Annotated in this window: 12 protein-coding genes; 7 read left to right on the plus strand and 5 right to left on the minus strand. The window is 62.9% G+C overall.

What is annotated here, in order from left to right; genetic code table 11:
- Window positions 1–22 precede the first annotated feature (22 nt).
- A complete protein-coding gene (locus tag V3C40_RS09745) occupies window positions 23–2,260 on the minus strand; it encodes an LPS-assembly protein LptD (protein WP_070302867.1) in 2,238 nt (745 codons plus the stop codon).
- Between the two features lie 99 nt (window positions 2,261–2,359).
- Here V3C40_RS09745 and V3C40_RS09750 point away from each other — a divergent pair, with 99 nt between their 5' ends.
- From V3C40_RS09750 to V3C40_RS09770, 5 genes are all read left to right on the plus strand, one after another.
- Window positions 2,360–3,427, plus strand: a complete 1,068-nt coding sequence (locus V3C40_RS09750; protein ID WP_331777289.1) for an aminoglycoside phosphotransferase family protein — start codon at window positions 2,360–2,362, stop codon at window positions 3,425–3,427.
- A gap of 43 nt (window positions 3,428–3,470) precedes the next feature.
- The gene (murU, locus tag V3C40_RS09755) at window positions 3,471–4,190 is read left to right on the plus strand and encodes an N-acetylmuramate alpha-1-phosphate uridylyltransferase MurU (RefSeq protein WP_331777290.1); all 720 of its coding nucleotides are present in this window, start codon (window positions 3,471–3,473) and stop codon (window positions 4,188–4,190) included.
- On the plus strand, window positions 4,190–5,512 hold the full coding sequence (pepP, locus tag V3C40_RS09760) for a Xaa-Pro aminopeptidase (RefSeq protein WP_331777350.1): 1,323 nt from the start codon (window positions 4,190–4,192) through the stop codon (window positions 5,510–5,512). The genes murU and pepP overlap by 1 nt, the downstream gene beginning before the upstream one ends.
- A 9-nt stretch (window positions 5,513–5,521) precedes the next feature.
- Window positions 5,522–6,664: a UbiH/UbiF/VisC/COQ6 family ubiquinone biosynthesis hydroxylase gene (locus tag V3C40_RS09765; protein WP_331777291.1), complete on the plus strand. Its 1,143-nt coding sequence runs from the start codon at window positions 5,522–5,524 to the stop codon at window positions 6,662–6,664.
- Window positions 6,665–6,779: 115 nt separating this feature from the next.
- Window positions 6,780–7,724, plus strand: coding sequence for a GGDEF domain-containing protein (locus tag V3C40_RS09770; RefSeq protein ID WP_081368390.1), 945 nt, complete (start codon window positions 6,780–6,782; stop codon window positions 7,722–7,724).
- A gap of 45 nt (window positions 7,725–7,769) precedes the next feature.
- On the opposite strand, the gene V3C40_RS09775 is transcribed toward V3C40_RS09770, so the two are convergent.
- The 3 genes from V3C40_RS09775 to V3C40_RS09785 are packed head-to-tail and all read right to left on the minus strand — an operon-like array spanning window position 7,770 to window position 10,684.
- Complete coding sequence (locus V3C40_RS09775; RefSeq protein ID WP_092712002.1) at window positions 7,770–9,224, minus strand: NAD(P)(+) transhydrogenase (Re/Si-specific) subunit beta; 1,455 nt, start codon at window positions 9,222–9,224, stop codon at window positions 7,770–7,772.
- Window positions 9,225–9,232: 8 nt separating this feature from the next.
- On the minus strand, window positions 9,233–9,547 hold the full coding sequence (locus tag V3C40_RS09780; RefSeq protein WP_034745644.1) for an NAD(P) transhydrogenase subunit alpha: 315 nt from the start codon (window positions 9,545–9,547) through the stop codon (window positions 9,233–9,235).
- A 24-nt stretch (window positions 9,548–9,571) separates the two neighbouring features.
- Window positions 9,572–10,684, minus strand: coding sequence for a Re/Si-specific NAD(P)(+) transhydrogenase subunit alpha (locus V3C40_RS09785; protein ID WP_331777292.1), 1,113 nt, complete (start codon window positions 10,682–10,684; stop codon window positions 9,572–9,574).
- 412 nt (window positions 10,685–11,096) lie between these two features.
- On the opposite strand from V3C40_RS09785, the gene V3C40_RS09790 reads away from it, so the two are divergent.
- Together V3C40_RS09790 and mnmA are read left to right on the plus strand one after the other, a co-directional pair.
- On the plus strand, window positions 11,097–11,576 hold the full coding sequence (locus tag V3C40_RS09790) for an NUDIX hydrolase (RefSeq protein ID WP_034745637.1): 480 nt from the start codon (window positions 11,097–11,099) through the stop codon (window positions 11,574–11,576).
- A gap of 31 nt (window positions 11,577–11,607) precedes the next feature.
- Window positions 11,608–12,729: a tRNA 2-thiouridine(34) synthase MnmA gene (gene mnmA / locus V3C40_RS09795; protein WP_331777293.1), complete on the plus strand. Its 1,122-nt coding sequence runs from the start codon at window positions 11,608–11,610 to the stop codon at window positions 12,727–12,729.
- Here the strand turns inward: mnmA and V3C40_RS09800 are convergent.
- A complete protein-coding gene (locus V3C40_RS09800) occupies window positions 12,726–13,133 on the minus strand; it encodes a response regulator (RefSeq protein ID WP_070303021.1) in 408 nt (135 codons plus the stop codon). The two genes, mnmA and V3C40_RS09800, sit on opposite strands and share 4 nt — an antisense overlap.
- Window positions 13,134–13,204: the final 71 nt, after the last annotated feature.

Raw genomic sequence — 13,204 nt, forward strand, 5'->3', positions numbered from 1 at the left:
GGCGGCGGCAACGGAGCCTATCTTAACGGAGTGGCTGGCTCAATGTCTGGTAACCAGGGATGGTTTTTGTAAAAGTTTCCAGGCCATTCGCACCCAGGCCCAGACCATTCGACAAGCCTGTCAATTCCAGCTGGAAGAAGATCGGCGTCGAGACAGTCTTGGTCGTCGTCACGAAACGCTGCGCGCCCATGCGGAACACCCAGCAGTCGCCCTTGTATTCCAGGCCGACCAGGCTTTCCAGCATGCTGCGATCCTTGATGGAGTAACTGATGCGGCCGACGCCATACAGCCGGTCCGTCAACGGCCATTGCGTCGACACTTCCGCATTGCGCAGGACGTCACGCTGAAAACGGTTACTGAAATTCAATACCTTCTTCGGCCCTGGCTGATATTGCAAGGTGTAGTTGTAGCTCATCAGGCGGCGATCGCTGGGATTGTACTGCAACAGGCTGTCGGCGGTCCAAGTCTCGGACACGCGGCCCGTTGCGGCCAGCAGGATATCCGAACGCGACTGGTTGACGGGCGTCGTCGAATTGAGCTGCACGCGCTGGTCGGCAAAATAGAAACGCTGGCCGAAAGTCAGGCGCATGCGCTCCGTGCCGTCCGATTGCAGGAAGCGCGAGACGACGGCGGCCGTGACCTGGTTGGCGTCGCCGATGCGGTCGCTGCCGACAAAACGGTTTTCCGTGAAGATCTGTGTCAGGTTGAACGTGCCATCGGCCGTATCGAAGTTCGGGAACTGCGACTGGTCGCGGTACGGCGTGTAGACGTAGAACAGGCGCGGCTCCAGGGTTTGCGTGCCACCCTTGGCGCCAAACAGATTCGTGTCGCGTTCAAACACCAGGCCGCTGTCGACCGAGAAGGTCGGCACGGCGCGCGTAAACGAGGTGTCCTTAAACAGCGCCTTGGTCCGAGCGTCATTGTCGAGTTGATACGCGCTGGCATTGAGCATCAGCTTGGGCGTGATGAAGTAGCCAGGGCGCATGATGGGGAAACTCACCTGCGGCACGGCCACGAGGCGCGAGCCTTGCACCAGGGTCGGATGCGCGAAGCGCGTCGCTTCCGCGTCGAAGGTCCAGTCGAAACCGCCCCAGACGTCGTATTTGCCTGCGTGGAAGTTCACCGCCGGCAAGCGGTCATACGGGCGTGGCACGACCACATTGGGATCGGGATCCTGCAGCACCTGGTAATTCTGCACGCGTGCCGTCAGGCTCCAGTCCTCGGTGCGGTAATCGGTGCGCAATTCGCGCAGCAACTGGCGCTCGGTGGCGGAGGCGACGGTTTTCGAGAAATCGTTCGGGTAATTATTGTCCGACGCCTCGCGCAGATCCCAGCTGTAAGTCCAGCCCTTGGCCAGCGCCTGCTCATGCTTGGACTTGATCATGTAGCGGTTGGTCTTGGTTTGCTTGTCGTTAGGCAAGAATTCAAACGACGTTTCACCGCCATACAAGCCGGCATCCGTCTCGCCCATGTAGCGGCCCGTCGCACCGAGCTGGATGCCGCGCCGCTGGATGTAGCGCGGGAACAGGGTCAGGTCGCGGTTCGGCGCGATGTTCACGTAATACGGCATCAGCAGCTCGAAGCCGTTCTTCGAGGCAAAGCCTGGCGTGGGCGCCAGCCAGCCCGAGCGGCGCGCACCCGACAGCGAAAACGAAATGCCCGGCGTGCCCAGGATCGGCACGTCCTTGAAATAGATGATGGTCTTGCTGCCGGTGCCCACGTCGCGGCCCGTATCGAGGTTCAAGGTGCTCGATTTCAGGTACCAGTCCGGATTCGGCCCTTCGCAGGTACTGTACGTGCCGTCGATCACAGTGGCTTCGTCTGGATTGATGAAGTCGACGCGCTCGGCCTTGCCCTGGCCGCCGCCCACTTCGAAGCGATAGGTCGGGTTGAGCAGGAAACCCTTGCCGGTCTCCATGTTCAGCTTCAGGACGTCGCCCGTGTAGTAATCGCCGAAACGCCACATCTTGATATGGCCCTCGGCGTCGAACTGATCTTCAACTTGTTTGTAACAAGCTGTATCGGCCGTCATTTTTGTGGTTTTTCCGCGCTCAATCACGACATTCTGGTCGAGATTGATCTCTCTTTCCGGTCGTCCGTTCATGCTGTTCGCCGTCATGACGGTGGGCGCGTCGGGATCTTCCACATGCACGGGACGCGGTGCTTTCTGGGCGTGGACAGGCACCGTCGTGGCGGCGACGAGCGCGCTGATGGCGAAAGCCCAGCGCTGCGAAGGGGGGGAGGCCGAAAACCAGCTCATGAATTGGAAGGGGCAAGCACCATTGACAGGCGATTTTTTGATTTGAATCCCTTATTATATGGGAATCTGCACCATCAACCCGATTCCACAGGCCGCTTAATGTCATTCTCCCCCAATTCCTCCACCGCGCCGGCCTCCGCCGACGCTCGCCTGCCCCTGTTGAAAGCCTGGTTGACCTCGCTTAACCTTGTCGCGCCCGAATCCGCCCGCCCCGCTTCCAGCGATGCCAGCTTCCGCCGCTACTACCGTCTCGATGTGCTGCCAGGCAACACAACATTGCCAGGAAGTACACTGATCGCCATGGATGCGCCGCCCGAGCGCGAAAACGTGCCCGCCTTTGTCAAGGTGGCCGGCTTTCTGAAGGGCGCCGGCGTGTCCGTGCCAGAAATCATCGCGCAAGACCTGGAGCAGGGCTTCCTGCTGCTTTCTGACTTGGGCACGACCACGTATCTCGACGCCCTGAACCACGACAACGCCAGCGTGCTGTACGCAGAAGCGCTGGAATCGTTGATGAAAATCCAGCTGGCCAGCCAACCGGACGTCTTGCCCGAATTCGACCGTGCCTTCATCCTGCGCGAAATGAATCTGTTCCCGGAATGGTTTATCGGCAAGCACCTGGGCGCCACCTTGACGGATGTGCAACAAACCCAGCTGGACAAGGTATTCGAAGCCATCACGGCGAACATCTTGTCGCAGCAGCAAGTATTCATGCACCGCGACTACCATTCGCGCAATTTGATGCACATCAACGATGGTTCCATCCCGAATCCCGGCATCCTCGACTTCCAGGACGCCGTTTTCGGCCCCGTCACCTACGACATCGCCTCGCTGCTGCGCGACGCGTATATCCAATGGGATGAAGAACTGGTGCTCGACTGGGTGATCCGCTACTGGCAGCGCGCCAAGCAGCTGGGCTTGCCAGTCAATCCCGACATCGACGCCTTCTACCGCGATTTCGAATTCACGGCCCTGCAGCGCCACCTGAAGATCCTCGGTCTGTTCGCGCGCCTGAATTACCGCGACGGCAAGGATCTGTACATGGGCGACCTGCCAACCGTGCTCGATTACGTGCGCAAGACAGCCAACCGCTACACGGAACTCAAGCCGCTCGTGCGTTTGCTGGACGCCCTCGAGAACAAAACGCCGCAAGTCGGTTACACCTTCTGATCACTTCAGAGCAATTTACAATGAATCAGAAAACGAGTATTCCATGAAAGCCATGATCTTTGCCGCAGGCCGCGGTGAACGGATGCGTCCGCTTACCGATACCTGTCCCAAACCGCTGCTGAAAGTGCGCGGCCGTCCGCTGATCGTCTGGCATGTGCTGAACCTGGTGCGCGCCGGTATCACGGACATCGTCATCAACCATTCGCACCTGGGTCATCTGATCGAGGAAACCCTGGGCGACGGCAGCGCGTACGGCGCGCACATCGCGTATTCGCCCGAGACCACGCCGCTGGAAACGGCGGGCGGCATCGCCCAGGCGCGCCACTTGCTGGGCGAGGAACCGTTCCTCGCCATTTCCGGCGACATCTATTGCCCGTATTTCGATTTCAAGCAGGTGCTCGACGTGCTGGCCGACAAGGACGTGCTGGGCACGCCGTACCCGGCCGACCAGCGCGATATCGCCTGGGCCTATCTGGTGCCCAATCCCGACTTCCACCCGAAGGGCGACTTCGGCCTGACCTTGTTCGCGATCAACAATACGGACGACACCAGGTGGACCTTCGCCAATATCGGCGTGTACCGTCCTGAAATGTTCGACGGCATCGCGCCCGGCAGCCACGCCAAACTCGGCGATTTGCTGCGCCGGTATGCGGACCAGGGCCGCGTGGGCGGTGAAGTCTATACCGGCGAGTGGACCAATGTGGGCACGCCGGCACAGCTCGACACGCTCAATGGCGTGGCAGCGAAGGCGCCTGCGGCATGATGGCCAATTACGCGGCACGGCGCGCGGCGCTACTGGCGCAGATGCTGCCGGGCAGCGTCGCCATCCTCGCCACGGCGCCCGAAGTGCCGCGCAACAGCGATTGCGATTATCCATATCGCCACGACAGCTATTTCTATTACCTGAGCGGTTTCACGGAACCCGACAGCGCCGTGGCCCTGGTGGCCGCCAGCGCCACGGCGCCCGCGCGCGCCATCCTGTTTTGCCGCGCCAAGAACACGGAGCGCGAAATCTGGGACGGTTTCCGCCACGGCCCCGAAGCGGCCCGCGCCAGCTTCGGTTTTGACAGCGCCTTCCCCATCGAGGAACTCGACGTGGAAATGACACGCCTGCTGGCCGACGCCCCCGCCATCTACCATGCGCTGGGCGGCAGCCTCGATGCACAAGTGAAGCTCTGGCGGCACAACGTGCGGCAAAAGGCCCGCAGCGGCGTCACGGCGCCCGCCATCGCGCATGACATCCATGGCATGCTCGACGCCATGCGCCTGCTGAAAGACACGGAAGAACAAAACCTGATGCGCCGCGCGGCCGCCATTTCCAGCGCCGCCCACGTGCGCGCCATGCGCGCCACGCGTCCCGGCATGCACGAATATGCGCTCGAAGCGGAGCTGCTGTACGAATTCCGGCGCAGCGGCGCGCAGTTCCCCGCGTATTCCTCCATCGTGGCCGGCGGCGACAACGCCTGCATCCTGCACTACAGCGCCAATAACGCGGTCCTGCAAGACGGCGAGCTGGTATTGATCGACGCCGGCTGCGAACTCGATGGCTACGCCTCGGACATCACGCGTACCTGGCCCGTCAACGGCCGTTTCAGCGGCCCGCAGCGGGCGCTGTATGAACTGGTGCTGGCCGCGCAGCAAGCGTCGCTGGACATGGTGCGCCCCGGCTTGCCGCACAGCGCCATCCACGAAGCGGCCGTGCAGGTGCTGGCGCAGGGCATGCTGGACCTCGGTTTGCTGGACCGGCAAAAAAGCGGCGGTGTGCAGGACGTCATCGCCGACAAGAGCTATATGCCCTTCTACATGCACGGCACCAGCCACTGGCTGGGCATGGACGTGCACGACGTGGGCGCCTACCGCGACACGGATACCCCCGGCAAGCCGTGGCGCGCGCTCGAAGCGGGCATGGTGCTGACGGTGGAACCGGGCATCTATGTGCGCCCCGGCGCGGGCGTGCCGGAGCAGTTCTGGCATACGGGCATCCGCATCGAAGACGATGTGCTGGTCACGCCGCAAGGCCATGAAGTCTTCAGCACGGCGCCCAAGAGCGTCGCTGAAATCGAACAACTGATGTCACAGGATTAACGCCGCCGCATGCATACACCGCCCACTTTCGATCTCGCCATCTGCGGCGCCGGCCCCGTCGGCATGGCGCTGGCCGCCCTGCTGGTACAGCGCGGCAGCCGCGCCGCCGGCATCGTCCTGCTCGACGCCAAATCCATCGAACAAGCGAGGCGCGATCCGCGCACCATCGCCCTGTCGCACGGCAGCCGCCAGATTCTCGAGGAAGCGGGCGCCTGGCCCGTGGAAGCGACACCGATCCATCAAATCCACGTCTCGCGCCGCGGCCAGTTCGGGCGCAGCCTGATGGACCGCAGCGAACATGGCGTCGAGGCGCTCGGCCACGTGGCCCGTTACGGCGCCGTCGTCAGCGCGCTGGCCGACGTGTGCGAGCGCCTCGGCGTGGCCAGCCTGCGCCCGGCGCTGGTGACGGGCAGCGTGGAAGACGCCGATGGCGTGAGCGTGCAGATCGACCAGGCGGGCGCCGCGTCGAGCTTGCGCGCCAGCCTGCTGGTGCAAGCCGAGGGCGGCCTGTTCGGCCAGCAGCCGGAACGGGCCGTCAGCCGCGACTATGGCCAAAGCGCCATCATCGCCCATGTGCGCACAAGCAGCCCCATCGTACACCGCGCATATGAGCGCTTCACCGACGAAGGTCCGCTGGCCCTGCTGCCGCAGGACGATGGCTACGCGCTCGTGTGGTGCGTGCCGCCCACGCGCGCCGAGCAATTGCTGGCGCTGGACGACGCAGCCTTTCTGGCCCGTCTGGGCGCCGCCTTCGGCAGCCGCCTGGGACGCTTTACGCACACGACGGCGCGCCTGGCCTATCCGCTGGGCCTGAACGCGCAGGCGAACGGCACGGCGCGCACGGTCGCCATCGGCAATGCGGCGCAAACCCTGCACCCGGTGGCGGGACAGGGCTTGAACCTGGGCTTGCGCGACGCCGCCGTGCTGGCCCGCGTGCTGGCGCAGGATGGCAGTCCGGCCGGGCTGGAACGCTACGCCAGCCTGCGCCAGACCGACCGGGGGCTGACCGTGCGCGTCACCGACACCATGGCGCGCATCTTCACGGGCAGCGCTCCCACGCAAGGCTTGCTGGGCCTGTCGCTGGGTTTGCTGGACGTATTTTCCCCTGCACGCAAGGCATTGGCTGGGCTGATGATGTACGGCCGCCGATAAGGCTTAACAATAAGGAAAGAGCTGGGGCAAAAAAGAAACAGGGAACATATCCGGCATGGAATAAACGGCCCGCGGATGCGACAATGGCTGTCACCTGGCTTTTGGCGACCGTTCCATGACAGATGTATTGCCCGCAGCACCGCCTGCCGCTCTTCCCGAAGTGCTCTTTTCCCGCCTGCTGGAAGACGCCCTCGACGCCGTCATCATCATCGACGAGCATTGCCGCATCCGCTATATCAATGGCGCCATGCAGGCATTGTCGGGCTATGCGAGCGGGGAATTGCTGGGCCAGACTTTGAACGGCTTGCTGCCCGACGCCGTCGGCGCGCAGCACGACAATCACGTGATCAATTACATCCGCAGCTCGCGCACGTCCAGCGTGCTGGGCAAGATACGCGAATTCGCCATCCGCCACCGCGACACGCAGATGATCCCCATCGAAATGAAGGCGATGGACCTGGGCGTGGTCGACGGCATCCGCTATTTCGGCGCCTTCTTGCTCGACGTGCGCGAACGGCGCGAACTGGCGGCAAAGAACGCCAGCCTGCTGGCGCAGCTGGAACAGCAGGCGCTGCACGATGCGCTGACGTCGCTGCCGAACCGGCGCGCGTATGAAGCGCAAGCCGAGCAGGCGATGGCGCGCGCGGCGCGCAGCGGCGCCGCCCTGACCGTGGGCGTGGCCGACCTCGACCATTTCAAGAAGATCAACGACCGCTACGGCCATGCCGTAGGCGACGCCGTACTGCGCACGGTGGCGCAGGCGCTGCGCGACACGGGACGCATCACCGACGTGGCGGCGCGCCTCGGTGGCGAGGAATTCGGCCTGCTGTTCCCCGACGCCAGCCTGCAGCAGGCGCATAGGGTGGCCGAACGCATCCGCGCCGCCGTGGCCGCCGCCATCACGCCGTTGCCCGATGGCGGCGAACTGCAGGTGACCATCAGCATCGGCGTGGCGTCCCTGACGGCCGGCGCCACCCTGGATGCGGCCATGTCCGATGCCGACAAGGCCCTGTACGCGGCCAAGCACCAGGGCCGCAACAAGGTCGTGGCGGCCCAATAAAAACGGCCCGCGCAAGGCGGGCCGTGCGGTCGCAGCAAACAGCGTTTATTCGACGGCCTTGAGCATATCCTCGATCACCTTCTTCGCATCGCCAAACACCATCATCGTGTTCGGCTGGTAGAACAGGTCGTTGTCCAGGCCCGCATAGCCGGACGCCATCGAACGCTTGTTGACGATGATGCTCTTGGCTTTATACGCTTCCAGGATCGGCATGCCGGCGATCGGCGATTTCGGATCTTTCGCCGCCGGGTTGACGACGTCGTTCGCGCCCAGCACCAGCACCACGTCCGTCTGGCCGAATTCGCCGTTGATGTCCTCCATCTCGAAGACCTGGTCGTACGGCACTTCCGCCTCGGCCAGCAGCACGTTCATGTGGCCCGGCATGCGCCCCGCCACGGGGTGGATCGCATACTTGACGGTGATGCCCTTGTGCGTGAGCTTTTCCACCAGTTCCTTCAGCGAGTGCTGCGCGCGCGCCACGGCCAGGCCGTAGCCGGGCACGATGATGACGGTTTCCGCATTGCTCATGATGAAGGCGGCATCGTCGGCCGAACCCGATTTCACGGGCCGCTGTTCCTGCGCACCGGCCGCGCCGGCCGCCGGCGCATCGCCGCCGAAGCCGCCAAGGATGACGTTGAAGAACGAGCGGTTCATCGCCTTGCACATGATGTACGACAGGATCGCGCCAGACGATCCCACGAGCGAACCGGCGATGATCAGCATCGAGTTATTCAGCGAAAAACCGATGCCGGCCGCAGCCCAGCCCGAGTAGCTGTTGAGCATCGACACCACCACCGGCATGTCGGCGCCGCCGATCGGAATGATGATCAGCACGCCCAGCGCGAAGGCGATCAGTGTCATCACGATGAACGGCGTCCACGCCGGTTCGACGCCATCGGCGAAGCAGAACGCCAGGCCCAGTCCCACCATCACCAGCGCCAGCACGAGGTTGAGCATGTGCTGGCCCTTGAAGCTGACGGGCGCGCCCTGGAACAGACGGAACTTGTATTTGCCCGACAGCTTGCCGAAGGCGATCACGGAACCGGAGAACGTGATGGCGCCGACAAAGGTGCCGATGAACAGTTCGAAGCGGTTACCGATGGGCAGCGCCTCGCCGTGCTTGGCGATATTGAAGGCCCACGGTTCCGACACGGCCGCCACGGCGATGCAGACGGCCGCCAGGCCGATCAGCGAGTGCATGGCCGCCACCAGTTCCGGCATCTTCGTCATTTCCACGGTTTTCGCCAGGTAGGCGCCGATGGCGCCGCCCGTGACGATGCCGATGATGACGAGGGTCAGGCCCATGCCGCCCGTTTGCTGCTCCTTCAGTTTCAGGATCAGCGCCACGGTGGTGACGGCGGCAATGGCCATGCCGCTCATGCCAAAGGCATTGCCGCGGCGCGCCGTCGATGGCGACGACAGGCCTTTCAGGGCCTGGATGAAGCACACCGAGGCGATCAGGTACATCATCGTCACCAGGTTCATGGTGACGAAGCTCATGGCGTGACTCATTCTTTTGCTCCTTGCTTGGCCTTCGGTTCTTTTTTACGGAACATCTCGAGCATACGCTGCGTGACGAGGAAGCCGCCGAACACGTTGACGGCGGCCAGCGCGACGGCCAGAGTGCCGGCCACTTGCGCCAGCGGTCCATCGGTCAGGCCGGCCGCCAGCATGGCGCCGACGATGATGATGGCGGAAATGGCATTGGTGACGGCCATCAGCGGCGTATGCAGCGCCGGCGTGACGGTCCAGACGACGTGGTAGCCGACATAAATGGCCAGCACGAAGATGATCAGGTTGGTGATGGTATGACTGATTTCCATGATGTTGTTCTCTCCGGCACCGCGTTATTTTCTGAGGATGTCATTGCCTGCGCAAACCAGGCTGGCCTTGATGATTTCATCCTCGCGGTCGATCAGCAATTGATCGTCCTTGTCGATGATGAGCTTCAAGAAGTCCAGCACGTTGCGCGCATACAGGGCCGAAGCGTCGGCCGCCACCAGGGTGGCCAGGTTCGGCTCGCCCACGATGTAGACGCCGTGCTTGACCACCGTCTTGCCCAGTTCCGACAGCGGGCAATTGCCGCCCTGCTCGACGGCCAGGTCAACGATGACGGAGCCCGGTTTCATGGCTTTCACCGTTTCTTCGGAAATGAGCACGGGCGCGGCGCGGCCGGGAATCAGCGCGGTGGTGATGATGATGTCGGCCAGTTTCGCCCGTTCGTGCACGAGTTCGGCCTGGCGGCGCATCCAGTCGGCCGGCATGGCGCGCGCATAGCCGCCCGAACCCTTGGCGATCTCTTTTTCTTCATCGGTGAGGAAAGGCACGTCGAGGAACTTGGCGCCCAGGGACTCCACTTGTTCCTTGACGGGCGGGCGCACGTCGGACGCTTCGATGACGGCGCCCAGGCGCTTGGCCGTGGCGATCGCCTGCAGTCCTGCCACGCCCACGCCCATGATCAGCACGCGGGCCGCCTTGACGGTGCCGGCCGCCGTCATCAGCATCGGCATGAAGCGCTGGTAGGTATTCGCGGCCACCAGCACGGCCTTGTAGCCGGCGATATTGGCTTGCGAGGACAGCACGTCCATCGACTGCGCGCGCGTGATGCGCGGCACGGCTTCCAGGGCGAAGGCGGACAGGCCGGCCGTGGCCATGGCGGCGATATTGTCGGCGTCAAACGGGTTCAACATGCCGATCAGCACCGTGCCGCTGGCCATCAGGACCCGTTCATCGGCATCGGGCGCGCGCACCTTGAGCACGATGGCGCAGCCATAGGCTTCCCGGGCCGTGCCGATCTGCGCGCCGGCGGCGGCATAGGCGTCGTCGGGAATCGAGGCTTGCAGGCCCGCTCCGGACTGCACGACGACTTGATGCTTGGCTGCCAGCTTCTTGACTGTCTCGGGCGTTGCCGCCACCCGCGTTTCACCAGGCCGTGTTTCGGCCGGTATGCCTATCCTCATGATGCCTCCGCTAATTGATAAACTGACTAGAATCTAACACGGAAAGCAGCGCGTTAAACGTTTGTGAAGCAGCAACTTTTAGTCGTACGACACTAATTTACCCGTAATACCAATCCTTGTTCCGCCATGCGGTATGGCGACCATATTGTGGGAAAGGTGTGTCAATCTCACCACAGTCGAGCACGCGTACGCGCTTGTTTTGACCACAGGGAAAGCCTATATTAGCGGGCGCTTGCTACCCTCTTGCCGACTAAGCCCCCATGCTAGTGCGCTCCCCGGGACAGACGTAAGTACCTCCCACCGCTATTTGCTAAAACGTTGTCATTTATCAATATGTCCGCGCAACAAAAGGCCGGCTTCAAACCGCGCGCGCAGAACAAGATAAAATGTCGGCTCTTTCAAGGATGGAATCATGCCGAGAATCTGGAAACCCTCTGTCACCGTTGCCGCCATCGTCGAACGCGACGGCCTGTTTTTACTGATTGAAGAAGAGACCAGCGAAGGCATCAAGATCAACCAGCCGGCCGGCCACCTCGACCCGTTCGAGTCGCTGGAGCAGGCGGTGATCCGCGAAACGCTGGAAGAAGCGGCTTACGATTTCATCCCCACGGCACTGGTCGGCATGTACATGTCGCGCTATCAGTCCTTGCGCACGGGCGAGGACGTGACCTACTTGCGCTTCACCTTTTGCGGCACGGCCGGCGCCGAGCATGACCGCCCGCTGGACGAAGGCATCATCCGCACCTTGTGGATGACGCGCGACGAGCTGGCCGCGTGCCAGGAGCGCCACCGCAGCCCGCTGGTGCTGCAGTGCGTGGACGAATACCTGGCTGGCAGGCGCGCGCCGCTGGCCCTGCTGCACACGCATGCGTCCGTTTTCAATAGCGCATAGCAACATTATCTAAAGTACACTGGAAAGCAAGATGAGCAAGAAGAAAGTCGTTATCGGCATGTCGGGCGGGGTCGATTCCTCGGTCGCGGCATGGATGCTGAAGGAACAAGGCTATGAAGTCATCGGCCTGTTCATGAAAAACTGGGAAGATGACGACGATTCGGAATACTGCTCCACGCGCCAGGACTGGATCGACGCGGCCAGCGTGGCCGACGTCATCGGCGTCGATATCGAAGCCGTCAATTTCGCCTCCGAATACAAGGACCGCGTGTTCGCCGATTTTCTGCGCGAATACCAGGCCGGCCGCACGCCGAACCCGGACGTGCTGTGCAACGCCGAAATCAAGTTCAAGGCCTTCCTCGACCACGCCATGACCCTGGGCGCCGACCTGATCGCCACCGGCCACTATGCGCGCGTGCGCCAGGCGCCGACCGATGCGGGCCGTTATGAACTGCTCAAAGCCGTCGACGCCAGCAAGGACCAGAGCTACTTCCTGCACCGGCTGAACCAGGCGCAGTTGTCGAAAACCCTGTTTCCGCTCGGTGAAATCCCGAAGACGGAAGTACGCAAGATCGCTGAAAAACTGGCGCTGCCGAACGCGCAGAAGAAGGATTCGACGGGCATCTGTTTCATCGGCGAGCGCCCGTTCCGCGAATTCTTGAACCGCTACCTGTCGTACAAGCCGGGCCCGATGAAAACGGCCGACGGCAAGACCGTGGGCGAACATGTGGGCCTGAGTTTTTATACCCTGGGCCAGCGCAAGGGCATCGGCATCGGCGGCGTGAAGTCGTACCAGAACGCGGACGGTAGCAGCGACGCCTGGTATGTGGCGCGCAAGGATATCGCCAACAACACCCTGTGGGTGGTGCAGGGCCATGACCACCCGTGGCTGCTGTCGCCCGCCTTGACGGCCGACCAGGCCAGCTGGGTCGCAGGTAGCGCGCCGCAAGCGGGCGCCTTGAGCGCCAAGACGCGCTACCGCCAGGCCGACGTGGCTTGCCAGCTGCTGCCGGATGGGAATGAACACTTCGGCCTGGCCTTCGACCAGGCGCAATGGGCCGTCACGCCGGGCCAGTCGGCCGTGCTGTACGACGGCGACGTATGCCTCGGTGGCGGCATCATCGCCAGCGCGACGGGCCTGGCTGGCGTCTAACTATTGCCTTGCGCGGCGGCGGCCAAAGCCTGCTGCTTGCGCACCATGGCAATCACCGTATTGCGCACGGTTTTCAGGACCGTGTCGGCCATGAACGGTTTCACGATAAAACCCGACACGCCCATGGCGAGGGCCGCCTGCAGCGAGGTGGCGTCGATGCCGCCCGAGACCATGAAAATGAGCGTCTTCGGATACTGGGCGCGGATGGTTTGCACCACATTGGTCCCGTCTTCCACCTGCTCGCGCGCGATGCAGACGAAATGCGGGTGGTGCTTGACCAGCAGCGCCAGCCCCAGCGCGCTCGTATGCGTCTGCCCGCAGACATCGTAGCCGCCATCGGTCAGGACCGTGTTCAGCAGGCCGCGCGCCACGGCGCTGCTATCGATCAGGACTGTCTTTAACATCATGATTTACTTCCCTTGCTTGATTTTCTATTGCGAGTTCCACTCAGAGAGCGCCCATCAAAATGCTCAGG

The sequence above is a fragment of the Janthinobacterium sp. LS2A genome, from assembly GCF_036543145.1.
GTDB lineage: Bacteria > Pseudomonadota > Gammaproteobacteria > Burkholderiales > Burkholderiaceae_D > Janthinobacterium > Janthinobacterium aestuarii.

Coding starts and splice junctions, on each gene's coding strand:
- V3C40_RS09800 (WP_070303021.1), bottom strand. CDS start 13,133: ATGTTAAAGACAGTCCTGATCGATAGCAGCGCCGTGGCGCGCGGCCTG.
- V3C40_RS09790 (WP_034745637.1), top strand. CDS start 11,097: ATGCCGAGAATCTGGAAACCCTCTGTCACCGTTGCCGCCATCGTCGAA.
- murU (WP_331777290.1), top strand. CDS start 3,471: ATGAAAGCCATGATCTTTGCCGCAGGCCGCGGTGAACGGATGCGTCCG.
- V3C40_RS09775 (WP_092712002.1), bottom strand. CDS start 9,224: ATGAGCTTCGTCACCATGAACCTGGTGACGATGATGTACCTGATCGCC.
- mnmA (WP_331777293.1), top strand. CDS start 11,608: ATGAGCAAGAAGAAAGTCGTTATCGGCATGTCGGGCGGGGTCGATTCC.
- pepP (WP_331777350.1), top strand. CDS start 4,190: ATGGCCAATTACGCGGCACGGCGCGCGGCGCTACTGGCGCAGATGCTG.
- V3C40_RS09745 (WP_070302867.1), bottom strand. CDS start 2,260: ATGAGCTGGTTTTCGGCCTCCCCCCCTTCGCAGCGCTGGGCTTTCGCC.
- V3C40_RS09770 (WP_081368390.1), top strand. CDS start 6,780: ATGACAGATGTATTGCCCGCAGCACCGCCTGCCGCTCTTCCCGAAGTG.
- V3C40_RS09750 (WP_331777289.1), top strand. CDS start 2,360: ATGTCATTCTCCCCCAATTCCTCCACCGCGCCGGCCTCCGCCGACGCT.
- V3C40_RS09765 (WP_331777291.1), top strand. CDS start 5,522: ATGCATACACCGCCCACTTTCGATCTCGCCATCTGCGGCGCCGGCCCC.
- V3C40_RS09785 (WP_331777292.1), bottom strand. CDS start 10,684: ATGAGGATAGGCATACCGGCCGAAACACGGCCTGGTGAAACGCGGGTG.
- V3C40_RS09780 (WP_034745644.1), bottom strand. CDS start 9,547: ATGGAAATCAGTCATACCATCACCAACCTGATCATCTTCGTGCTGGCC.